A 22066-nucleotide genomic window follows, 5' to 3' on the forward strand; every position below is an offset into this window, starting at 1 on the left:
TCACTTATTTTTTTTTGTTTTTGTTTTTTTCTCAGTTGGTTTTAATCGATCAGGTGGGGCCCGCCCCGGCCGGGCGGACACGACGGCCCGTGTCATCTCCGGGTACCGGCCCACCTGGTCACCCCGTCGGTCTCGTGGGTCCTGAGGGCGTCCGGCCGTCCCGGGCGGTGGCTGGTGGGGCAGGGGCCGGTCACAGCCGTGTGGCCGTGCGGACCAGGCAGGCCAGGGCGAGGGAACGACTGTGTGCGGGCCAGGCGATGTGGGTCACGACGGGAGGCGCGTCGGTCAGCGGGACGGCCGCGTGCTCGGCCCACAGCCAGGAGCGGGCGGAGTCGGGGACGACCGCCACCGTGCGTCCGAGGGCGATCAGTTGGGCCAGTTGCGTCTGGTTGTGGATCTCGGGGCCCGGCCCGGGGGCGTAGGTGCCGTGGGTGGGCCAGCGGGCGAGCGGCAGATCGGGGACGTCCCTGACCTCGGCCAGGGACAGGGTCTCGCGGGCGGCCAGCGGGTGCCCGGCAGGCAGGAGGGCGACCTGTCCCTCGGTCATGAGCGCCTCGCTGTCGAATCCGGCGAGGGAGTTCCACGGCGTGTGCATGAGCGCGACATCGGCGCGCCCGTCGCGCAGCATTTCCTCCTGCTCCGACATGCCGCACGGCAGCACCTCGACCTCGGCGCTGCCGGATTCGGCCGCGTAGGCATCGAGGAGCTTCCGCAACAGCTCATGGGACGCGGCGGCCTTCACCGCGAGCACCAGCCGGTCGCGGGGGCCGTCAGGACGGTCGGCACCCCCGGCGCGCCGGGTGCGGCGGACGGCGGCAGCGGCCGCGTCGAGAGCCGCCCGGCCCTCCTGCAGCAGCACCTCCCCGGCGCCGGTCAGGCGGACACCGCGGCGGTTGCGCTCCAGCAGGCAGACCCCGAGGCGCCGTTCGAGCTGCTGGATCGCCCGCGACAGCGGTGGCTGGGCCATGCCGAGGCGCTCGGCGGCACGCCCGAAGTGCAACTCCTCGGCCACAGCCACGAAGTACCTCAACTCGCGGGTTTCCAGGGGGGTTTCCAGGGGGGTTTCCAGGGAGTCCACGGTCGACAGCATACGCGGTGATACCCGCCGGGTATGACAGGGCACCGTACCGGTGTTGGCCGCACCACCCGCCCACGGGCCAGCATCATCTGCATGAGCGAAACGATGATCGCGCTGGTGACCGGCGCGAACAAGGGCATCGGGTACGAGATCGCGGCCGGACTGGGCCGCCTCGGCTACCGCGTCGGTGTGGGAGCCCGCGACGCGGCCCGGCGCGGAACCGCCGTCGGCAAGCTGCGTGCCGCCGGCGTGGACGCCTTCGAGGTACCGCTGGACGTGACCGACGGCCAGAGCGTCACCGATGCCGCAGAACTGGTCGAACGACTGGCCGGACGCCTGGACGCCCTGGTCAACAACGCCGGAATCCCCGGCGAGATGGGCCCGGGATGGCTACAGGAGCCGACCACGCTCGACCTGGAGGTGCTCCGCACCGTCGTGGACACCAACGTCATGGGCGTCGTCCGGGTGACCAACGCGATGCTGCCACTGCTGCGGCGCTCGGCCTCGCCGCGCATCGTCAACGTCTCCAGCAGCGTCGGCTCCCTGGCCCGCCAGGCGGACCCGGACATCGAGGTCGGCCCGATCATGGCGGCCTACGCGCCGTCGAAGTCCTTCCTCAACGCCCTCACCCTGCAGTACGCCCGGCAGTTCGCCGGTACCGACATCCTCATCAACGCCGCCTGCCCGGGCCTGGTCGCGACCGACTTCACGGGCTTCCACGGACCCCGCACCCCCGCACAGGGCGCAGCCACCCCGATCCGGCTCGCCACCCTCCCCGACGGCGGCCCGACCGGTTGCTTCTTCGAGGACGACGGCGTCGTCCCCTGGTGATCACCGGCCTGCCGTGGACCGGCCGGGGTGGTGCCACGCGAGGCGCCGGACCGGCCCGTGGCCCCGGTTGTTTCCGCCCCGGCGGGTAGAAGCACCCCAACGCCCTGCGGCACGTCCGCACCGCCCGATGCGCCCGCCGGGCGTGGAAGGAGTGCCGCGATCATGGGTGAGGAGACCGGTCTCGTCACCGGCACCAAGGACAAGGACTACGACCTGCTCTGGTACGTCGAGGCGTGCCTGAGCAACGCGCTGCGCCTGGAGACGTACGTGTCGGACGCCGAGGGAGCGGGGGACGACGAGGTCGCGGAGTTGTTCCGCAAGGCGCAGGCCGACAGCCGCAAGGGCGCGGAGATGGGCAAGCGGCTGCTCGCCGCACGCCTGTCCGACGGGTCACGTGACGGAGCACGGGAGGAGCACGGCGGGGAGGACGTCGGCGCGGGCGCGGGCGCGGTGGCGGGGACCGGTGAGGGCACCGCCACGGTCCCCCGTGGCGAGTCCGACGCAGACGACGGTGCCCCCGGACCTTCCGGCGAGCCAGGGGCGCTGCCGCAGGATCCGACCAAGCCGTAGACGGCCGGCCTCGGCGCCGCGCGCGGCTGCGCCGCTCGCCCCGCCCGTGCGGGCGGGCGGCGCTCCGCAGCCGACCGTGCCATCCGGCGGGCCGCCCGTCCGTCCGGCAGCGGTCCACGGCAGGAGGTCGACGTGCCGGTCGTCGATGTGCCGGTCGGGGGCGCAGCGTCCGAGGGCGCTGGCGAGTTCCTCCTTGCTCATCTTCGACCGGCCGTGGATGCCCCGCTGCTTGGCCTCGTTGTAGAGCTGCTCCTTCGTGGGGCCCTGTGAGCCGGAGTGCGGCCGCTGTCCGCCGCGCCGCGAGGACGAGGTGTCGTGGGTGGAGGAGCGGCCGGCGGTCTTCGACTCGCCGTGCCGGGCACGTTCCTTGTTGACCGTCCGGGCGGCGATCTCCTTCGCCCGCTCCTCGCTCTCGCCGCGGTCCAGTGCGCTGTCCTTGATGTGCTCGTACTGGCGTTCCGCTTCTTGCCCGATCCTGCAGGCATGACCGCTTCTTCCCCTCGTGTCGTGCGTGTTCTCACGCGCCTACCCGGCGCCTTCGGCCCACTCGCCCTCCGGCCGTCGGCCGGTGCCGCATCAGCTTTCGACGGCGACCCGCACGGTCTTCAACCGGGGGTCGACGGCGTCGGGGACGACCATCCCCGCGCCGATCCCGGTGCACAGGTAGGCGATGACGTCGTCGTTCAGTCGCTCGCCCGGCAGGGCGGCCGGGATGCCGGGCGGGTACGGGGTGAGCATCTCGGCGGCGATTCGCCCGTCGGCCTCCTCGACGGGCACGTCCTCCACCGGCCCGAAGAAGGCGTCGCGGGGGAGGATGACCTGTTCCAGGCGCAGCCGTGCGGGGTCGGGGACGTGAACCTTGCCGGCGGGCGGGAGGCCGGGGGCGACGGAGACGAGTTCGGTGAGGGCGGAGACGAGGGTGTGCGCGGTGGTGGTGTCGTCGGCGTGCGTGAGCTGGGCGCTGATCCGGCGGTGGTCGCACACGTGCAGGTCGACCTGGTGGTGGGAGCGCAGCCAGTCGCCCGCGAGGTAGCCGGTGGTGTCGAGCGCGGAGATGTCGACGACGAGTTGCAGCGGGTCGAGGTCGGCGGCGCGGCCGGGCCGGCAGAAGTCCTCGCGGCCGTGGACGTGCAGGCCCTCCAGCGCGTCGATGCGCTCCCGCAGGCCGGTGGCGAGGTCGAGAGCGGCGTCGTACAGGCTGCGGCCGTGCTGGACCATCTGCCGGCGCCAGCCGTCGAGTGCTGCGTAGATCAGGACGGAGGGGCTGGTGGTGCCGAGCAGGTCGGCGCGCTCCTTCAGGGTGGCCGGGTCCACCAGGTCGCCCTGTAGGTGGAAGACGGAGCTCTGCTCGAAGGCGGAGCCCATCTTGTGGACGGAGGTGACGCAGACGTCGGCGCCCGCGTCCATGGCCCAGGTCGGCAGCTCGGGGTGGAAGGGCAGGTGGGCGCCCCAGGCCTCGTCCACGATCAGCGGTCGGCCGTGGCGGTGGGCGGTCTCGGCGATCGCGACCAGGTCGGCGCAGGTGCCGTACGGGGTGGGGGAGGTGACGAGGGCTCCGCGGGCGTCGGGGTGCTTGCGGAAGGCGGAGTCGAAGGCGTCCGCCGAGGGCGGGTGTGCCAGGTGCAGGTCGGGGTCCCACTGCGGGTCCACCCAGACCGGGCGGATGCCGGCGAGGATCAGGCCGGCGACGACGGACTTGTGGGCGTCCCGTCCGACGAGCAGCTCCTCGTGCGGGCCGGCGACGGAGAGCATGGCCGCCTTGACCGACAGCGAACTGCCGCAGGTGGAGAGGAAGGTGTGCTCCGCGCCCACTGCCTCGGCCATCAGCTCCTGCGCGTGCTCGAGGATGTGCCGGGAGGAGGTGCGGTCGTCCAGGCCGGACACCGCGAGCACGTCGGAGCGGAAGACGTCCGCGCCGAGGACTTCCAGGACGCGCGGGTCGGCGCCGCGGCCCTGCTTGTGGCCGGGCGGGGTGAACGCGGTCGGCGGGTTCGCGTGGTGGGCCGCGAGCGCTTCGAGGACGGGGGCCTGTGACTGGTCCATGCCGGGCGCCTGCCCCCGCGGCCGGGGCGAAAACTCGGGCGGCGGCGCCGGCGGGTACCGGAATCGGTGCCGTCGCCGGCGCCGCGCAGGGACTACTGGGCGGGGGCGGGCCAGTCGCGGCCGGCGAGGGCCGCGGCGACGTGGTGCAGGTTGCGGGCCATGGTGCGGCCGGTGGTGTGGGCCCACTCGTGACCCTTGTCCTCGTCGAGGTAGTTCGGGCCGGGGCCCGGGCCGAGGTGCCAGTACGTCCAGGCCTGCGCCGGGATGGTGTAGCCGATGTCGACGAGGCCGCCGCAGATCTCGCTGACGACGTGGTGGGCACCGTCCTCGTTGCCGGTGACGACCACCCCGGCGACCCTGCCGTACCCCGGCGGGCGGCCCTCGTCGTCGGTCTCGGAGATCATCGCGTCCATCCGCTCCAGCACCCGCTGGGCGATCGAGGAGGGACGGCCGACCCAGGTCGGCGAGGCGACGACCAGGATCTCGGCGGCCAGCAGCTTCTCGTGGACGGCCGGCCACTGGTCGCCCGCGCCCATGTCCGTCTTCACGCCGGGCCTGAGGTCGAGGTCGACGGCGCGGACGGTGTCCACCTCCACGCCGAGGGAGGTGAGCTCGGCTCCGACGACGGCGGCCAGCGCCTCGGTGTTCGACGGCTCGGGGGACGGTTTGAGGGTGCAGTTGATGACGAGTGCGCGCATGCTCTGCGGGTACCCGCCCGGCCGCTCGGCATGTGGTGCGCTCACCGCAGGTCACCTGCACGGCGGCAGGTCGCCCGTACGGCGGCGCGCGCCCCGCCGCCACGGCTGGGAGAGGACTTCGACGGCGCCGTCGCCCGTGCCCCGGTGCGGACCCGGCCCACGCCTCGCGTTCGTCGGACCGGGTCGCCGAGCAGACGCGGGGTGCCCCGGTGGCCGGCCGGAAAGGTGCCGGTGCCGGCCCGGGGGCGCTGTCCGGCGTTCAGGCACGTGGGTGCCGCCGGGCGAACGGGGCGGTGTCCGTGCCAGGGACGCATCGTGGGTGCGGGCAACGCCCTCCCCCCGATCGTGGTGCGGAAGCCCACGACCACGATCCCCACGGAACCGGCCCCGCATGCGACTGAGGACGGGGGCTTGCGCGTCGGACCCGCCACCGGCCGGCGATCGCCCGCGGATGCGGGGTGCCGTACGTGGGTGTGGCCCGCGGGCACGGAAGCGACGTGGACGGGGCGAGTTCCCGTGCCGGCCGGTCCGGGGGCGGTGGAGACGTCGGTGGTGCTGGAACGAACCCCGAACCGGCCCCCGGGTCCGGGCCGGACGCACGTCGGGGGTGCGCGACCCGTGCGGACACGCCCGAGGTGAGGCTGTTGCCGGGAGCACTCGGGGGACGCCTTCGGTCGGACGGTCCCTCCGCTTCTCCCGGAACGGGGCGGGTTGGCAGGAGCGGAGGGTGGACAGGCGCGTAGACGGGTCGGCGAGCCGCGTCGACCACCGGATCGAGGTGATGATCATGACCGGGCGACACGCCAAGTCCCACCCCACCATGGAAGAGGGGCAGGCCAGCCGGATGGAGGGCGCCCACCACGGCTGGTCCGGCGACATCGACGAGGAGAAGCAGGAGCCGAACGACAGCGCGCACCGCTCGTTCGACCCCGACACCTACGCACCCGAGCCCGGACCGGGGCAGGAACATGCGGCGGAGGAGGACGACCCGCCCCCCGGCGACACCGTCACCAGCGAAGGTCGACGGGCCGAGAAGACGGCCGAGAGCCCTTCCTCGTCGAAGCACCACCACGACAAGGGCCCCCAGGGGCCGTCCGGCCGCCCGAGCGGCGGGCGGAACGCCGGGACCCGCACGGGGGTCGACCCGCAGGAATCCGACAGCCCGGCCGCGGGCCACTGACCCCACCGGCTCGCAGAAGCCGAACCGGGACCGCGGCGGCCGTGCGGCCCGGGCCGAGGGCGCCGTCGCCGCTGCGGGCTGTGATCGCCCCGACCCGTGCCGCAGATCCGCTCCCGGACGTCCCGCGGTCGGAGAATGCTTCACGGGACCGGGACCGGGACCGTGGCCAGGGCCGGTGCGCGGGCAGCGCCTCCCACCCCGCGGCGTTTCGACGCCGTGCTGGTCGAGGACGCCGTCCGCCACGCCTCCGGCCGCCGGCTTCCGACGTGTGGGTGATCCCGAGCCGGACAGATGCGGGGCCGGAGAACTCTGACCGACCGGGATCCACCATGTGCACTTCTCCCTCCTCCGCGTCCGAGGAGCGCCGCCGACTGGAATTCCCGCTCCACTCGGACGGCGCCTGCGTGGCCGACGGCATCGAATTCACCCGCCGGACCCTCGCCGAATGGCACCTGATCGGCCACCCCGCGGCCGAGGAGGCCGTCCTGGTGGCGGCCGAGCTCCTGGCGAACGCGGCCGAGCACGCCGGCGGTCCGCTCGCCCTCGTCCTGCAGCGGCGGCCCGGCCGACTGCGGATCGCCGTCACCGACCGGAGCCCGAAGCCGCCCCGCATCGACGCGTTCCACCAACCCTCCGACGCCAAGGGGCGCGGTCTGGTGGTCGTGGAGCGCACCGCGGCCGTCTGGGGCTCCACGCCGGACGGCCGGGGAAAGAGGGTCTGGGCCGAGCTGGTGCTGCCCGACGAGTCCGGCGCTCCGGATCCCGGGACTGCTGAAGGGGCCGCACACGCGCTGCACCCGTTCGCCGGGTAGGCCCGTGAGAACGAGGGGCGCGACGAGGGCCTCGGTACTGCTTCCGGAGGCCCTCGGTGACGGGAGGCCGCACCACGGCGACGGCACGGTTCGGCTGATCCGGTGCGGCCACGGCCACGGCCGCGCCTCGTCAAGGCAGAAGCGGGCCGTGGGGCGATCCGTGCCGTGGAGGGCTGCGCGCGGATCGGCGCGGGTGCTAACGACCCGGCGGGTCGAGGCCGTCGTCCTCGTCGTGCCACGTCCGGGTGTCCCGGGGGGCGACGTACGGTTCCTCGGTGCGGGGCTGTCCGGTGCGGATGGCCTGTTCGCGGGCGAGTTCGGCGTCGAGTTCGAGGCCGAGGAGGACGGCGAGGTTGGTCAGCCACAGCCAGACGAGGAAGACGACGACACCGGCGAGGGTGCCGTAGGTCTTGTTGTAGGAGCCGAAGTTGGCGACGTACGCGGCGAATCCGGCCGACAGGGCGAGCCAGAGCAACACGGCGAGCAGGCTGCCGGGGGAGGTCCAGCGCAGGCCGCGGCCGCGGACGTTCGGGGCCGCCCAGTACAGCAGGGCGATCATCAGAGCGACGAGTAGCACGAGGACCGGCCACTTGGCGACGGCCCAGACGGTGAGCGCGGTGTCACCGAGGCCGAGCAGGTCACCGGCGCGTCGGGCGACCCGGCCGGTGAAGACGACGATCACCGCACAGACCACGAGCAGGACCATCGTCAGCAGCGTCAGGCCGATCCGCAGCGGCGTGGTCTTCCACATCGGCCGGCCCTCGCGGATGTCGTAGACGGCGTTGGCGGCGCGGATGAACGCACCGATGTACCCGGACGCCGACCACAGAGCGCCGGCGAGGCCGATGACGGCGAGGAAGCCGCCTGCGGCGCGGCCGTTCTGCAACTGGGTGATCGCGCTGTGCAGGATGTCGCGGGCGGGTCCGGGTGCGAGTGACTGCAGGTTGTCGAGGACGGTGTCCGTCGCCGAGGTCCCGGCGAGGGCCAGGACGGACACCAGCACCAGGAGTGCCGGGAAGATCGCCAGGATGCCGTAGTAGGTGAGGGCGGCCGCCCGGTCGGGGAGTTCGTCGGCCATGAACTCGCGGGCCGTGCGTTTCAGCACCTGCCACCAGCCCCGTGCCGGAACGTCCAGAGGGCTGCTGGGCCCTTCCCGGCCTCCACGGCCCGGGCCCTCGGTCCGCCGATCATGTCTGCTGTTCTCGTCTGCCATGAGTTCGCGTGTTCCCGCCGGGCACGTGCTGAACCGGCGGCCGTCCGCAACGGTCCGGCAATGTCCTGGCCGGCCCCTCGCCGGGCACGTCGTGCGTCAGCAACGTGCTCGGCCGGAGGAAGCAGCCACAGCCGGTTTGGCGAGGCATGGGGCCGGCGAAACGCGGTAGGACGGGAGCCGGCCAATGCCGCTCGGTCGGCTCCTCCCGGCTCGGAGGGCCCGCATCCCCGGTGCCCCCGCACCGGGCGGAGCCGATGGCGGCGTGGGCGGGCCGGAAACGGTGAGAAGGTCGGTGGGAGCAGTAGCGTCTGTCCGGGTGTGGTGGGTCGTGCCCGCAGAGGGTGAGGACGATGGCGGAGTGGTTGCCGGGGTCACGCCGCCGGGGCGATGGCCGACGGCTGTGCTCGTTGCGCACGTTCAGCGGGCGACATGCAGATCAGTTGGGCGGCTACATGGCGGTCGCCGGAGTCAAGACGCCATACTTCGACGGATGAACCGGAGCCATGCATTCCGACGTCGCATGACGCGGCCTACCCGGACAGCTGACGAAGCATTGACTGAGCACATCTGAGAGGCCACCGTCATGTCCCGCGACTGGCGTGACCCACCAGCCGGGCCCACACGGAAACCATGCGGTACGGCATGACAGTGGCGCAGCGCGTTCTCTTTCCCCCGGCCGGAGTCCTTTGCGGTTTCAGCGCCTTCCAAGTTCTACTCCGGGCCAACGGCGAACCGCTCTTCCCCAGGACTCGCTCCACTTCAGCCTCGCCCTTCCCGCGCGGTGGCGCTCATCGAGGCGAACGGACATCGGCCTGGCACGGATTGCCGCCGGCGCGGACGTCACCCCGCGGGCGCTGCAGTACGCCTTCCGCCGACACCCGAACACCACCCGCTGACGTATCTGCGCCGGGTACGGCTGGACGCCGCCCACGCCGAGTTGCTCGCCGCCGATCCCAGGTCCACCACGGTGACCGAGATCGCGATGCGCTGGGCTTCCACCCCTCGTCCGCCGCCTGCTGCGCACGCCCGAGCGGCGTCCGGCGGGGATCGCCCGCAGCACCGCCGAGGCGGTTCCCGGCATTTCGCTGCCCGGCCGCCACCGGCCGCAGGCCATGGGCACCCATCCCCGCCCAGGAGACCCGAAGAGCGGCTCCAACGACGGGACGGCCCCGCCAGCTGCGCCCCACGCGCTGACGCAGCGTCGAACCGTGAGAGGGTCGGACCCGGGCGGGAGCGGCCCTCACGCCGTCCCGGCCCGGGCGGCCTCAACCGCTGCAATCAGCAGCGTGATGTCCCGCTCGAAGCTCAGCTCGTGCAGCAGCGTGGTCCACCGCCCGCCCGCGCGCTGCCAGACGAAGCAGTAACGCACCGGAACGCCCTGCTGCTCGCGGTGCATGATCACGGTGCCCTGGTCACCGCGCACGACGGTGGCGAGGAAGCGCACGTCGTCCACCGACTCGCCGACCTGCTTCCCCTGGTCGCGCATGGCTCGGAAGTGCAGCATGAACTGCTCCTTGGTGATCGTCACCACCTGCCCGGCCTCGTCGGTGCGGATGTTCTCGAACGACGGGTCGTAGAGCTCGTCCAGCGTCTCCACGTCCATGGCCAGGCCGGCGTCGAGGTACTCGCGCATGCGGGTGATCAGTGACTGGTCCATAGCGACTCCTGCGCTTGTGGTTCTGCCGGACGGGGTGTGTTCCCCGCCCCTGCCGCACCAAAGTCGCAGGGGCCGACGGCAGATCACCGACACGCCGCTGTCAGTCGTTGCACCGCGTTGTCAGCGGACTGACGGGACGTCCGACGCCTCGGCCACCACGAGGGGACCAACCAGCAGTCCGGGTGTTCGAGCGATCCTGCCGGCCCTGGGCGTCCCATGACATCGGATCCCCGAGGACCCGGCGCTGCGAGAGGACCCCTCCCGTTCCCACGTCGCGGGCCGCAACCTGCTCGTCGTCCTGGACAACGTCCAGGACGACGAGCAGGGCCAGCCGCTGCTGCCGGGGTCGTCGCAGGGCTTCACCATGGTCACCAGCCGGGGCTGGCTTGCGGCCTCGTGCAGGGGAAGTTCATCGCCGGTCGGGGGTGAGATCAGCCGGACGGCGACTTGCGCGCGTCGCTCGTCCCGACGGCCCGGCCCGCATCACGGGGGTGGTGCTTGCAGCAGTGCCAGGCGTTCGGCGGACGGGCGGCCGGGCGCGGCCTGGTACACCACCAGCTGCTGGTCGGGAGCGCTGTTGAGGGTGAGCGTCTCGTAGGCCAGTTCCAGGTCGCCGGCCTCCGGGTGGTGCAGCGACTTGGTGCCGCCGGTTTTGCCGTGGACATCGTGCCGGGCCCACAGAACACGGAAGTCATGGCTGAGGGCGGAGAGCTCACCGACGAGCGCGACCAGGCGGGGGGCGTGGCGGTCGCGGCCGGCGGCGCTGCGCAGGGACGCGACCGCCGCGCGGGCGGCCACCTCCCGATCCCGGTGAAAGGCGCGCGCGGCCGGGTCGAGGAAGGTCATCCGCACCAGGTTGTCCACCCGCGCGAACCCGCTGTAGAGAGCGGCGGCGTGCGGGTTGAGCGCCAGGACGTCCAGCGTCCGGTCGACGACCAGGGCGGGTGTGGACAGGGCATCCATGATCTGCTGCAGGGCGGGCGCGGCCTGTGCGGAAACGGACCGCCGGCGTGGCGCGGGCGGCACGGTGAGGCGGGCCAGGTGCTCGGCGCCGTCCTCGTCCAGGCTCAGGGCGCGGGCGACGGCGTGCAGCAACTGCGGTGAGGGGTTGCGCTCGCGGCCTTGTTCGAGGCGGGTGTAGTAGTCGGTACTGACCCCGGCGAGCCGGGCTACCTCCTCCCGGCGCAGGCCCGGCACCCGCCGGTGGCCGAGCGTGCTCACCCCCACCCGCTCGGGGGCCAGTTGGGCTCGGCGGGCCCGCAGGTACTCCCCGAGCGCATTGTCGCGCCGTGGGGACAGGTCGGTGTGCATGATCGGAAGGCTACGGGCCCCGCCCCGGACGGCAGAAGCCCGGAGAGGGGGTGCACCACACCCCGGAAATCCCGCACCGGCGGTGGGGCGCACCCCCGGTCTGCCCCGGCCTGGAAGCGCGGCCCAAGGCCTGCCACGTTGGAGCCGGGCACGACCGCGCCCACCACCCCGGCTCCGATCACCCGGGATCGGCGGCTCCAAACCGATGCTCGGGAGCCGATCCGGATCCTGCCCGACGCCAGCGTCCCGGGCGACTGCCGTCGGACGTCCTGCCACCACCGACCCCGCCTTCGAAACGGATCTCAGTGCACCCTGTTCACCGCCCGACCGACACCGACCGCCCAGCCCTCCTCGACCGCCTGCGGCGAACCGCCGACGACCCGGCACGCCGCATCCTGTTCACCGGCGCCACGATCCTCACCATGGATCCGGCCCTGGGCACCCTCGACCGCGGCGACCTGCTCGTCACCGGCAGCACCGTCACCGCCGTCGCCCCCGACCTGCAAGCCGCCGGCGCCGCCACCGACACCATCGTGGTCGACGCCGCCGGCACCCTCCTCATCCCCGGATTCGTCGACACCCACCGCCACGCCTGGCAAGCCCAACTACGCCGCACCATCCCCGACATCGACGACCTCGCCGGCTACCTGACCACCACCCTCGCCCGCTGCGCCCCGGCCTACCGACCCGAGGACATGTACACCGGCACCCGGCTGGCCGCACTCGGCGCCGTGGACGCGGGCATCACCACGATGCTGGACTTCTCCCACAACTCCCGAAGCGCAGAACACTCCGACGCCGCCGTGCAAGCCCTCCTCGACACCGGCATCCGCGGCATCCACGCCGCGATGGCACCGCACTTCGGCGCCTGGGACCGGCAGTGGCCGGCCGACCTCGCCAGGCTGCGTGACCGCTTCGCCCATCCGCTGCTCACCTTCCGCCTCGCGACTCTCGCCACCGCCGAGATCGCCGGCCCCGACCTCGCCCACGGACCGGCCTTCGCCCGCACCGCCCGCGAACTCGGCATTGGTGTGAGCGTCGACGCGGTGTTCGGAGCCCCGTCCTCGCGGGCGATTCTCGCCTGGGCCCGGGCGGGTCTGCTCGACGAGCAGGTGCGGCTGATCCACGCCACCGGCCTGAGTCAGGACGCCTGGCGGGCCATCGCCGCGAGTGGCGCCACCATCTCGCTCGCCCCCACTTCCGAGCCGCAGATCGGCCTGGACCGCGCCGTACCCGCCATCGACGAGGCACTCGCCGTCGGGGTGCGCCCCGGCCTGAGCATCGATGTCGAAGTCGCCTTGGCCGGCGACATGTTCACCCAGATGCGGACTCTCCTGGCGATCCAGCGGATGCGGGCCGTGAACGCCGCCCACACATCGGGCGCCCCGGGCCCGGTGCCCGCCCGCATCCGCACCGGGGACGTCCTGGACTTCGCCACCCTGCAGGGCGCACACACCTGCGGCCTCGGGGAAACCACCGGCTCACTGACTCCCGGCAAGCAGGCAGACCTCATCCTCCTCACCGCGGACGAGATCAACAACCTGCCGCTGAACGACCCCACTGGGACGGTGGTCCTCGGCTGCGACACCCGCAACGTGGACACCGTCCTGATCGCCGGACAGATCCGCAAGTGGGCCGGCCGCCTCCTGGACGCTGACCTGCCCGCGCTGCGCGCCGAGGTGGCGGCCTCGCGCGACCGCATCCTCCGTGCGGCCGCCAGCTGACACCGCCACCCTCGGCCTCGGTTGTTGAGGCTGGCACTTTCGGCCGAGCGGCCTTCGGCCGACCCGGCCCTGACGGTGAGACGCATCCGTTGCTCAGTCCCTGCGGCGGACACTCAGAGGTCAGCGGGGCGCCGGGCGACCGGCCTGGCGCTTTGGGTTGGTACGCCTGGGAGGAGAAGGGGGCCACGCCGCACTGGTGCGCGGCGTGGCCATGGCGGCTTCGGGGGCTGGTGGCCGCGCGGGGGGCCTCACCCCCCGCGGCAGATGCCAAACCGTGTCGCGGTCAGCCGGCGCGGGCCATGTCGCAGGCCTGGCGCTCGTGTTCGCTTCTTGCGGCTTCCAGCAGGGCACGCCAGGATGCAACGGTGGGGCGGCGGCGCAGCAGGGCGCGGCGCTCGCGTTCGGTCATTCCACCCCAGACTCCGTGTTCGACGCGGTGGTCGAGGGCGTGGGCGAGGCACTCGGTCCGCACGAGGCAAGCGCCGCAGACCGTCTTGGCCCGGTTCTGGGCGGCTCCGTCCACGAAGAGATCGTCCGGGTCGGAGAAGCGGCATGCCGCATCACGGTTCCAGTCGCTGTCCGGCGCCAACACTGCGTCGCCCGTCCTCTCGTCGGTTTTGATCGCCTAATGCCCGCTACGTGCACGGTTATGCGAAGCGAGACGGTAGGGCAATCCGCTGAAGGTCCGTAAGGGGGAGCCCGCGGTGCGATAACTCGTTCGGATGACCTCCCACCCGAAACAGCCCCGGTGCCGACCCTGGCCATGTAGTCGCCTACATCTCCCGGCTGCCGTCTCCTGTGACCACCAAGCGTGTCCCGCCGCATGCCTGCTACGAGGGCGACGGCGGTTCCGAACGGCGATCGGCGGCGGGTCTACCGGCCGAGGCGGGTGACGGGGCCGAGGAGGGCGAGGCGCTCGTCCTCGCCGACGCCCCCCACACGCCGTAGCGTTCGCGCACCGCAAGCGAGTGCTCGAGGCAGCGCTTGCAGACCGGGCACCGGGCACAGATCCGCTTGCTGCAGCCTCGCGCTCGTCGTGGGCCTGGCCGCGCTCTCCGGGCGGGTGGAAGAACAACCGCTCGTCCACGCCCCGGCACGCCGCCCGCAACTGCCAGTCCACTCCTGGTGGGCCGGCTCCGGCAGACGCGATACCACCGTCACGAACAACCCCTTTCGACAACCGCCGGCCGCGCCGGACCGGGCGCGGCCGGCGCGCACGGCACTGCGCCTTGCCACCGGGCTCGGTTCCACACCTGCCACATGCCGATCCGGCCACGACGTCGAGGCGGCCCCTCGACCGTGACAGCTCCTCGACCGTGGCCGGCGGAAGCGGTGCCGCGGGCGACGAACCCGATGAGCCGGACGGGCAGGACCAGAACGGCGATCCACCACAGGGCCTTGACGGCGAAGCTGGCGCCGAACAGAAGCAGGGGGAGCAGCAGAACCACAACCAGGGGAAGCACGAGGGCCTCCTTCACAGTTGACGAACTGGCCGCAGGCACCGGCTGCCCCACGCGGCGCAATGCGTGCAGGCACGTCCCGTCGTCGCCGTCGGTGGGCCGCGGCCGTGGGAGCACTCGTTGCCATGGCTCTCGACTGTTTCGCGTGGACGGGTGGTTTGGCCTCGCGGATCGGGGTGAGACGACATGCTGGGCAGTGTGGGAGAGCGGCCCGTGGCGGCGTATCCCCCTCGCCGCCACGGGCCGTACCTCGTCGTTCCCTTCTTCCACCGCCACCCCGGGACGGGAACTTGGCCGCGCCGCGTTGAGCCGACGTCCTCGTTGTGTTGCCCTGTTCGATAAGCCCGGCGCCGTCCGGAACTGACGTGAAAGCGGCATCCCATTCCCGCTGGCCCCCGCTGCCGCTTGCGCCCACACAGGCCAGCCGGCAGAAGCTCGCAGCTGCGCTTCTGCGCGGCGGGTCCGATAACGGAACCCGGAGCCGCCGCTCTCGCTGGGACGTGCCCAAGGCGCATTCCGCCCTGGCAGCGCGCGGGATTGGGGTCTGCCGGACTGCGTTCCTCGTCTGGCTTGTCGGCGATGTGGCTGACTGGTTGTCTCGCCAAAGCTCCGCTCGTCGGAATCGGGGGCCACAGTCGTGCTGCCGTCATTGGTGTCTGCCGGAGTGGGGTGGGGGTGCGCTGTGGTGGGCAGCGGTGTCGCCGAGGGCGGCGACGAGTCCGGTGTCGTCGATCTTGCGCAAGCCGAAGGACGAGGCGGCGGCCACCTGTTCCCGTTGGATGCCGCCGCTGTGCCGGCCCGGCAGCTGAGACTCGCGCGATACGCACAGTCTCCCCCTCAGCGGCCAGGTCGCCGGGGACCGGTGCAGTCCCGTGGCCGGCGGGGTTAGGAGGTAGCACCGACCGGCCAGCAGGGCACGACATCCTGGCCCCGGACAGACTCCGAGAGGTTCGGGCGAGAACACCCTGCCAAGTACCCTGGACCTCCCTGAACGACGCACACAGCAAATCGAGGATGCGTTGGGAGCCCGGCCCGCCGCAGGCTTCCGGCTGCGTCCCCGGGCCCCTGGCTCCTGACCGCGGTCCGGCGGCTCCCGGCCTGGCCCGGGCCGCTCGGAGGCCGTCCTGTCCACGGCCGGTACTGGCCGGGCCTCCCGGCCGCTGGCCCCCAACCCGCGGCCCGGCCGCAGCCCGGCGACGGTCCGTCCACGATCTGGTCCGGAGCGCGCTCACCAGCCCCGCCCGGAAACGCCTCCGGCTGTACAGGCCGGAGGCACTCGTCATTCATGCCAGATGGCTCTTGGACCAGAAGCTGGGGGCGCCGGGTGGTGCGGTGTGCTACTTCGGCTTCTTCCCGTGCCGGCCGTCCTTCCGGCCCTTCGGCTCTTGCCGGCCGTTGTCGCCCGGGTGATTCGTGGCGGGGGGTGTGGATGTTGCGGCAGCAGAGAGGGTCACGGCCTGCGTCCCGCCGGCGGGTGGGCGGGTAGGGGTGGTGGACGCCACCGGGGCCGGCCGTTGGTGGCTCGGGGGCGCAGGGGTGTCCGACGGTGGCGCCGCCACCGTCGGTGTCCCGCTACCCGGTCGGTGAGTTGCGGTGGGGCCGCCGCTGAGGGCGGCGCTGCCGCCCAGGCCGGTGAGGGCGAGAAGTGAGGCTGCGGCCAGAAGCGGCTTCATGCGCGTCGGCCGGCGGGCGCCGGCTCGCGCCTTGTGCGCAGGCCGGCCGGCGGCGGCCGCCCCCGCGGCTCCCGCCGCGGCCGCAATGGTGAGGAGCCGAGTGCAGGTGTCCGCGGACGGGCGGCGTTCCGGGTCCATGTCGGTCATCCGGCGCAGGGTTTTTGCGAGGTCGCGGGGCAGGGAGCGAGGGATGGAAGGCGGGCGGTGCAGGCGTGCCGCAGCTGCCTCCATAGGGGCCCCGGTGTACTCGCGGTTGCCGGTCAGGCACTCGATCAGCAGGAGGCCCAGGGCGTAAACGTCGGTGGCGGCCAGGGCGCCCTGGCCGCGGATCTGTTCCGGAGCGAGGTAGGCCGGGGTGCCGATGACCAGGCCGGTGCCGGTGAGTGCTTCGTCACCGGGAGCGGCGACTTCGTCGAGGAGGCGGGCGGCGCCGAAGTCGGCCAGCCTGGCGCGGCCGTCGGTGCCGATCAGGACATTGGACGGTTTGACGTCCCGATGGACGACCCCGTGGGAGTGCACGTACGCGAGGGCCGTGGCCAGTTCGCGTCCGAGCCGGCGGACTCGGTCGGCGTGCATCGGCTCGGCCCGCAGCAGTGCGGCCAGTGTGGGGCCCCGCACCAGTTCCAGGGCGAGGTAGGGCCGGTCCGCGACGACGCCGTAGTCGTAGACCTCGATCAGTCCCGGGTGACGGAGCCGGGCCAGCAGTCGTGCCTCCGCGCCGAAGCGCCGGGCGGTGTCCGCGCTCGCGCCGGGCCGGAAGACCTTGAGGGCCACCTCGCGGTTCAACCGCTCGTCCACGGCGCGCAGGACGTCGGCCCCGCCACCTCGGCCCAACACCGAACACACTCGGTATCGTTGCGCGAACAGTGTCGTCGCCGTGGTGCTTTCGGCGGTCACGGTCATGCCGGTCTCCCGATGCCGGAGGTCACTGGCTGTCTGCGCGCCGATGGGACGCGTGCGCACCGCCGCCTACCCGCGATCCCCGGGGACACGCTCCTCGCCATGCCGACAAAACCCTCCGGCCCGGAGGGGCGTCCCCACCGGCCAGCTGTCGGTGCCCGCTTCGGAACACCGCAGACCGCCGCGACCACGCGTGATCCGGCCGGGTGCGAGCCGGCCCCTGCCAAGCCCGCGCACGCTGCCCGAGGTACATGCGGTGGTCATGCGGCCCCTTCGGCGGGGGATCCGGGCTGTGGACCGAGTGAGTCTTCACGCCACACGGGGACGCGGGAAGTGAGGCGCTGTTGATGCGCTGGTGTCTCAGCTGGTGGCGGGAGGTTGGGCGTCCGGGTGCCATTCGACGAGGAGGAGGGTTGCGTCGTCGCGCAGGGGGCCCTGGTGGTGGTCGAGGACGGTGTGGATGAGTCGGCGCAGGGCTTCGGGGGCGGGTTCGCCGGCGGCGAGGGAGCGGGTGACGAAGTCGGCGAGGCGCCCTTCGCCGAAGAGTTCGCCGGTGCGGGAGCGGGTTTCGGTGATGCCGTCGGTGTGGACGAGGATGCGGTCCCCGGGTTCGAGCCGGGTGCGGTGGACGGTGTAGGGGCGGGTGCGGTCGTGGCCGAGGCCGACGGGAAGTTCGGCGCGGACCTCCAGGGCGTGGGGGACGACGTGGTGGGCGCGCACCAGCAGGGGCGGGGGGTGTCCGCAGTTGACCCAGTCCAGGTCGCCGGTGGTGGTGTCGAGGTGGGCGAAGATGCCGGTGAGAAGGCGGCCGGGCAGCCAGCGGTCGAGTTCGTGGTCGATGGTGGCGGCGATGTCGGCGAGGGTGCCGCCGGCCAGGCGGGTCGCGCGGCAGCCGGCGAGTGCGATGGCGGAGGACAGGCCGGAGGCGAGGTCGTGGCCCATCGCGTCGACGACCGTGACGTGGAGCATGCCGTTGTCGAGGCCGTGGTCGAAGGCGTCCCCGCCGATCTCGTAGGCGGGTTCCAGGACGGCGGAGGAGGTGACGTCGCGGGTGCCGATGGTGCGCGGCGGCAGGAACGCCCAGACCATTTCGGCGGCGGTGGTCATGGGACGCAGCCGGGTGACGCGGGAGTACAGATCGCTGGAGGCGAACTTGCTGATGGCGAGGAGCGCGGTGAGCGCGGCGAGCGCGTCCGCGCGCTCCAGCAGGTCGGCGGTGAGCTGGTCGGCGGTGATGCGCAGGATGCCGATCCGTTCGATCCCGTCGACCAGTGGAAGCCACACGGTCAGCCGCGGGGTCGTGGCCAGGCGCCGGGACAGGGTGCGGTAGGCCCAGCCGGCCAGGGTGGCGTCGATCGCCAGCGGCCTCGCACCGCCGTCCGCTCCCGTCCAGTCCTCCGCCGGGTTCTCGTTCGTCTTCCCGCTCCCCGCCTTCCCGGCTGCAGTGCCGGGGGCGGGAGAGCCGGTGAGGGGGACGAGCAGTTTCTGCTGCACGTCGGCGAGGTAGACAGTGGCGGACGTCATACCCAGGCGACGGGCGGTCCGGTCGACCGCGGCGGGGACCTGACCGGGTGCCAGGGTGTGGGAGTCGGCGAGGAGCGCGGCCAGGGCGGGACCGAAATCGGACATGCCACCACTGTGATGCACCCGGCGCCCGCAGCCCGGGCGGCAGGCCGATCACACGGGCAAGGCCCTCCGGCCGACCCGGGGCCGTGCACCGGTGGGGCAGACGTGCCGGGAGAGCACGGAGCAGTGGACCGGCGCACCGCCTCGTGGAGCAGTTGTCGGCTCAGTTGGCGGTGTAGGTGGGGCTGGGCGGACCGGTGATGATGTCGAAGACGGTGTCGGCGTCGCTCACGTCCAGCAGGCGGGTCACCTGTCGGCTCGGGGAGGCGAGGAAGAAGGCGATGCCGGCGGCGAGAGCGGCGCGTCGGGCCCGGAGGAGTTCGTTGAGGCCGGAGGAGGAGCAGAAGGTCAGGGCGGAGCAGTCGACCACCAGCGCTTCGGGGGCGGGGTTGCCGCTGAGGGCCTCGTGCAGGGCGAGGTGCGGCGCGGTGTCCGTGTCGGCGTGGCCGTCGAGGGCGAGCACGCGGGTTCCGGCCGGCCCGGGCCGGCGGGTGGTGCGCAGGCCTGTGTTCATGGTCGGTTTCCCTCCCTCCGGGCGCGGTGCCCACGAGGGGCCGTGCCTTTACGGTGCCCGTCCCGGAAGCGGTCCACTGCCCGCCGAGCGAAGAGCTCCAAGGCCGGGGTCCTCGAAACGAAGTTCTGCACCACTGGGTTGCGGACCGGCCGGTCGATTCGCGTTACGGGCGGGCGGGCCCGGTCAGACGCCCCGGTAGCAGGGCCTGAGCGTGCCCGGGCTGCTCAGGCTGTTGTGGAGCTGCGGGAGGTGAAGGGCCGTGGACACCGCCGCACGCCACTGGCGCTTCCCGCTCGACGCCGGCGGCAGCAGTGCCCTGGAGCCAGGCATGTCCCGCGTGCGCGAAGTCCTGGACGTCGCGACGCGGCCGGGCAGCGATGCGCAGGCCGGGCAGCGGTGCGACGACGTCCTCCTCGTGACGTGCGAGCTGCTCGCCAACGCCCGGCGGCACACCCCGGGCCCGACCGGCCTGGACATCCGGGTGGAAGGGGGCCGGCTCACCGTCGCCGTCACCGACGCGGCCGGCGGGGCACGGCCGGTGGTGCGTCCCTGGCGGCCTCAGGAGCCGCACGGGCACGGCATGCACATTGTCGAGCGGCCGGCCAGCGCGTGGGTGTGTCCCCGGCCGCCGGCGGCAAGAAGGTCTGGGCGACCCTGCCCGCCTCCTGAGCCGCGGCGTTCTCCGATTCGATCGGCGCCGGAACGCTCCTGTGCCGGGGCTGCCTCCGCGGCGCGACTCACTGCTCGCAGACGCCCGCCGCCGGGTGTTCTGCCGTCACCGCGACTACCTGGGCGCAGCCTGCGCGGCGTGCGTCCCCGCCGCTCGGGCAGCCGCACGGCCACGGCATGCATGTCGTCGAGCGACCTCGCTGCTCTCCGACACTCCCCGTCCCGACCCTTCCGCACCCAGGACATATCTCGGTCGTCGAAGGGCAGCAGCAGCCTGAAAGGTTCGTATTCGACGAATTTGAGGGAGGGAGCCGGTGCCGGGACGAAACCGGGACCTCGCCACCCTGGCGGACATCATCGAACCCGCGGACCACAGCCTCGACGAGGCGATGGCCACCCGGGTCCGGGCGGTGGTGGCCGCCCGCGCCCACGACGCACAGGACCTACAACAGCTACTGCTGGACGCCCTCGGGCTCGGCCCGAGCGCCGGCTGACCCGATCGCCCGGCACGGGGGGCGGCCGGTGACCGGCCCCTGCCGCGCACCACTGGCCGCGGCAAGGCCCCGCTCCGCCCCACCGACGGACAGGCCGGCCCAGCGTCTTCGGGGTCACTATGCGGGTGGTGCCCGGGCCGGCCGGATTCTCCGCGCGGCCGATCCGGCTCGGGCGGCCCCCGGCCCGCTGCCGGTGCGGGTGAGCATGGCGGGCCAGGAAGCGGACGGCGCCTTCCACCTCGGCGGGCTGCGCCCCGGTGGGCAGGGTGGTGTCGAAGTTGTGGCCGTCGGGAGCGTCCGGGGCCCGCCAGTGCAGGACGGGAGCGAGTCCGCCGCTGCCCTGGGCGAGGAACCAGGCAAGGCGACCGTGGGCGCGGGCCACTGCCACGGCCAGCACGGCGAGAGCCTCGCGCAGGCCCGCGAGCCGGTCGATCCGGGGCAGCTTCTCCTGCGCGTCCGCCGGCCCCATGGACGCATCGAGGGCCCGGCCGTGTCCCGCACGAGCGCCAGGTCGGCCGCGGCAGGTTCCCACACACCCTGCGCGAGTTGGTACTGCGCCTCCTGGGCGACCCGCCCAACCGCCGTGAACATGCCCATGTGTGGCAGACCATCGGCGCACCCTCGCGCCGCGGGGTGGTGCGCCTTCGCTTGGCGGGCGGTGGGGGCGTAGCGTCGAAGACGACACCCGGTCCAGGACGGCGGCCGCGGGGCAGCGGCCGTGCATGGCGCCGGTTGCTGCTGGGAGGTGGCCCAGTTGCTCCCGCAGGCGCCGGTGACGCGGTCCGCGTTCGATACCGGCGATCCGGAGGCCCTGTACGAGTTCATGCGCCGGGCCTATGCCGGCGCCCATGTCCGGGTCGGCCGCCAGGAGGACGGGGAGCGGATGTCGGCCGTCAGTCCGGCCTGTGGCGCGTTCGGCATGGACGAGGTGCACCTGCCGATGCGGGTGCGGACCGATCCGTTCCGCCGCGAGACGTTCGTGTACCTGCGCTAGGGGCGGCGGCGGACGGCGGGGGCCGGGCGGCTGGGGTGCCTACCCCTCCGGGGCGCCGATCGACTTCGACACCGACACCATCGACGACCGGGTGGTCTCCCTGCCCAGGGAGGTCGTGGCCCGGACGGCGGCCGCCGTCGACGGGGGCGGCACGGTGCGGTTCACCGGCTGGGCACCGGTGTCCGCGGACCGGTGCCGGCTGTGGGAGGAGACCGTGGCCTTCGTGCACGGGCTGCTGGCCGCCGAACGGTAGGACAACAACGGGACGGGGGCGCGGCCTGGTCCTGCCACAGTGGCCCTGCGCCGACCGGTCGCCCCACTACGCCAGGTGCCGGCCTTGGTGGTTGCGGCCGGCCGGGGCAGTCGTGGGCGAGGAGGCATGGATGCGCAATGCGGGGGGAGGCGCCGTGCCAAGTTTCGGCAGTGAGGAGGCAGTTGTGAGCGGTATGTGGGACTACCGGAACGCGGTCGGCTACACCCCGGGCACGGATCTGACCGGCTACCGGGTCGAGGCCGAGGACGGCCACATCGGCAGGATCGACAAGCACACGGAGGACGTCGACTCCTCCCACATCGTGGTCGACACCGGCCCGTGGATCTTCGGCAAGCACGTCCTGCT

At 72.9% G+C, this 22066-nt stretch carries 17 protein-coding genes and 5 pseudogenes; 9 read left to right on the top strand and 13 right to left on the bottom strand.

Translation table 11 applies throughout. The features are described from left to right. Positions 1-190 precede the first annotated feature (190 nt). Positions 191-1078 carry a LysR family transcriptional regulator gene (locus AB0442_RS36775; protein WP_366167900.1) on the bottom strand — a complete coding sequence of 296 codons (888 nt, stop codon included), beginning with the start codon at positions 1076-1078 and terminating at the stop codon, positions 191-193. Between the two features lie 93 nt (positions 1079-1171). Here AB0442_RS36775 and AB0442_RS36780 point away from each other — a divergent pair, with 93 nt between their 5' ends. Together AB0442_RS36780 and AB0442_RS36785 are read left to right on the top strand one after the other, a co-directional pair. Further along, positions 1172-1909 (top strand): SDR family oxidoreductase, encoded by a 738-nt coding sequence (locus AB0442_RS36780; protein ID WP_366167901.1) that lies wholly within the window; start codon positions 1172-1174, stop codon positions 1907-1909. Between the two features lie 162 nt (positions 1910-2071). Then, a pseudogene (locus AB0442_RS36785) lies at positions 2072-2299 on the top strand (hypothetical protein); the annotation flags it as partial. 345 nt (positions 2300-2644) lie between these two features. Here the strand turns inward: AB0442_RS36785 and AB0442_RS36790 are convergent. From AB0442_RS36790 to AB0442_RS36800, 3 genes and pseudogenes are all read right to left on the bottom strand, one after another. After that, positions 2645-2964 (bottom strand): annotated as a pseudogene (locus AB0442_RS36790) (plasmid stabilization protein); the annotation flags it as partial. A 91-nt stretch (positions 2965-3055) separates the two neighbouring features. Then, positions 3056-4522, bottom strand: a complete 1467-nt coding sequence (locus AB0442_RS36795; RefSeq protein WP_366167902.1) for an ornithine decarboxylase — start codon at positions 4520-4522, stop codon at positions 3056-3058. 92 nt (positions 4523-4614) lie between these two features. After that, positions 4615-5220, bottom strand: a complete 606-nt coding sequence (locus tag AB0442_RS36800) for an NAD(P)H-dependent oxidoreductase (RefSeq protein WP_366167915.1) — start codon at positions 5218-5220, stop codon at positions 4615-4617. Positions 5221-5947: 727 nt separating this feature from the next. Here AB0442_RS36800 and AB0442_RS36805 point away from each other — a divergent pair. Together AB0442_RS36805 and AB0442_RS36810 are read left to right on the top strand one after the other, a co-directional pair. Further along, complete coding sequence (locus AB0442_RS36805; protein WP_366167903.1) at positions 5948-6400, top strand: hypothetical protein; 453 nt, start codon at positions 5948-5950, stop codon at positions 6398-6400. Positions 6401-6729: 329 nt separating this feature from the next. Continuing rightward, positions 6730-7212, top strand: coding sequence for an ATP-binding protein (locus AB0442_RS36810; protein ID WP_366167904.1), 483 nt, complete (start codon positions 6730-6732; stop codon positions 7210-7212). Positions 7213-7408: 196 nt separating this feature from the next. On the opposite strand, the gene AB0442_RS36815 is transcribed toward AB0442_RS36810, so the two are convergent. The 3 genes from AB0442_RS36815 to AB0442_RS36825 all read right to left on the bottom strand — a co-directional run bounded on the left by AB0442_RS36815 (position 7409) and on the right by AB0442_RS36825 (position 11393). Continuing rightward, on the bottom strand, positions 7409-8425 hold the full coding sequence (locus tag AB0442_RS36815; RefSeq protein WP_366167905.1) for a YihY/virulence factor BrkB family protein: 1017 nt from the start codon (positions 8423-8425) through the stop codon (positions 7409-7411). Positions 8426-9665: 1240 nt separating this feature from the next. Next, positions 9666-10082 (bottom strand): nuclear transport factor 2 family protein, encoded by a 417-nt coding sequence (locus AB0442_RS36820; protein ID WP_366167906.1) that lies wholly within the window; start codon positions 10080-10082, stop codon positions 9666-9668. Between the two features lie 483 nt (positions 10083-10565). Further along, on the bottom strand, positions 10566-11393 hold the full coding sequence (locus AB0442_RS36825) for a helix-turn-helix transcriptional regulator (RefSeq protein ID WP_366167907.1): 828 nt from the start codon (positions 11391-11393) through the stop codon (positions 10566-10568). A 305-nt stretch (positions 11394-11698) separates the two neighbouring features. On the opposite strand from AB0442_RS36825, the gene AB0442_RS36830 reads away from it, so the two are divergent. Then, positions 11699-13117, top strand: a complete 1419-nt coding sequence (locus tag AB0442_RS36830) for an amidohydrolase family protein (RefSeq protein ID WP_366167908.1) — start codon at positions 11699-11701, stop codon at positions 13115-13117. Positions 13118-13400: 283 nt separating this feature from the next. Here the strand turns inward: AB0442_RS36830 and AB0442_RS36835 are convergent, their stop codons facing one another. The 6 genes and pseudogenes from AB0442_RS36835 to AB0442_RS36860 all read right to left on the bottom strand — a co-directional run bounded on the left by AB0442_RS36835 (position 13401) and on the right by AB0442_RS36860 (position 19290). Next, a complete protein-coding gene (locus tag AB0442_RS36835; protein WP_366167916.1) occupies positions 13401-13706 on the bottom strand; it encodes a WhiB family transcriptional regulator in 306 nt (101 codons plus the stop codon). 241 nt (positions 13707-13947) lie between these two features. Then, positions 13948-14278 (bottom strand): annotated as a pseudogene (locus tag AB0442_RS36840) (WhiB family transcriptional regulator). 158 nt (positions 14279-14436) lie between these two features. Then, positions 14437-14580, bottom strand: a pseudogene (locus AB0442_RS36845) (hydrophobic protein); the annotation flags it as partial. 1334 nt (positions 14581-15914) lie between these two features. Next, positions 15915-17153: a protein kinase gene (locus tag AB0442_RS36850; RefSeq protein ID WP_366167909.1), complete on the bottom strand. Its 1239-nt coding sequence runs from the start codon at positions 17151-17153 to the stop codon at positions 15915-15917. Between the two features lie 357 nt (positions 17154-17510). Further along, positions 17511-18779: a PP2C family protein-serine/threonine phosphatase gene (locus AB0442_RS36855; protein WP_366167910.1), complete on the bottom strand. Its 1269-nt coding sequence runs from the start codon at positions 18777-18779 to the stop codon at positions 17511-17513. 160 nt (positions 18780-18939) lie between these two features. Beyond that, on the bottom strand, positions 18940-19290 hold the full coding sequence (locus AB0442_RS36860) for an STAS domain-containing protein (protein WP_366167911.1): 351 nt from the start codon (positions 19288-19290) through the stop codon (positions 18940-18942). Between the two features lie 983 nt (positions 19291-20273). Between AB0442_RS36860 and AB0442_RS36865 the strand changes: the two genes are divergently transcribed. From AB0442_RS36865 to AB0442_RS36880, 4 genes and pseudogenes are all read left to right on the top strand, one after another. After that, positions 20274-20453, top strand: a complete 180-nt coding sequence (locus AB0442_RS36865; protein WP_366167912.1) for a hypothetical protein — start codon at positions 20274-20276, stop codon at positions 20451-20453. Between the two features lie 754 nt (positions 20454-21207). Next, the gene (locus tag AB0442_RS36870; protein WP_366167913.1) at positions 21208-21447 is read left to right on the top strand and encodes a hypothetical protein; all 240 of its coding nucleotides are present in this window, start codon (positions 21208-21210) and stop codon (positions 21445-21447) included. A gap of 91 nt (positions 21448-21538) precedes the next feature. Then, positions 21539-21700, top strand: coding sequence for a hypothetical protein (locus AB0442_RS36875; RefSeq protein ID WP_366167914.1), 162 nt, complete (start codon positions 21539-21541; stop codon positions 21698-21700). A 193-nt stretch (positions 21701-21893) separates the two neighbouring features. Beyond that, a pseudogene (locus AB0442_RS36880) lies at positions 21894-22066 on the top strand (PRC-barrel domain containing protein); the annotation flags it as partial.

Origin of the sequence: Kitasatospora sp. NPDC085895 (assembly GCF_040702125.1) — a bacterium.
In the GTDB taxonomy this organism is placed as follows: domain Bacteria; phylum Actinomycetota; class Actinomycetes; order Streptomycetales; family Streptomycetaceae; genus Kitasatospora; species Kitasatospora arboriphila.

Bases quoted from the DNA above. Each gene is read 5' to 3' on its own strand.
- AB0442_RS36810 (WP_366167904.1), top strand. From the start codon at position 6,730: ATGTGCACTTCTCCCTCCTCCGCGTCCGAGGAGCGCCGCCGACTGGAA.
- AB0442_RS36825 (WP_366167907.1), bottom strand. From the start codon at position 11,393: ATGCACACCGACCTGTCCCCACGGCGCGACAATGCGCTCGGGGAGTAC.
- AB0442_RS36815 (WP_366167905.1), bottom strand. From the start codon at position 8,425: ATGGCAGACGAGAACAGCAGACATGATCGGCGGACCGAGGGCCCGGGC.
- AB0442_RS36860 (WP_366167911.1), bottom strand. From the start codon at position 19,290: ATGAACACAGGCCTGCGCACCACCCGCCGGCCCGGGCCGGCCGGAACC.
- AB0442_RS36850 (WP_366167909.1), bottom strand. From the start codon at position 17,153: ATGACCGTGACCGCCGAAAGCACCACGGCGACGACACTGTTCGCGCAA.
- AB0442_RS36795 (WP_366167902.1), bottom strand. From the start codon at position 4,522: ATGGACCAGTCACAGGCCCCCGTCCTCGAAGCGCTCGCGGCCCACCAC.
- AB0442_RS36820 (WP_366167906.1), bottom strand. From the start codon at position 10,082: ATGGACCAGTCACTGATCACCCGCATGCGCGAGTACCTCGACGCCGGC.
- AB0442_RS36855 (WP_366167910.1), bottom strand. From the start codon at position 18,779: ATGTCCGATTTCGGTCCCGCCCTGGCCGCGCTCCTCGCCGACTCCCAC.
- AB0442_RS36800 (WP_366167915.1), bottom strand. From the start codon at position 5,220: ATGCGCGCACTCGTCATCAACTGCACCCTCAAACCGTCCCCCGAGCCG.
- AB0442_RS36780 (WP_366167901.1), top strand. From the start codon at position 1,172: ATGAGCGAAACGATGATCGCGCTGGTGACCGGCGCGAACAAGGGCATC.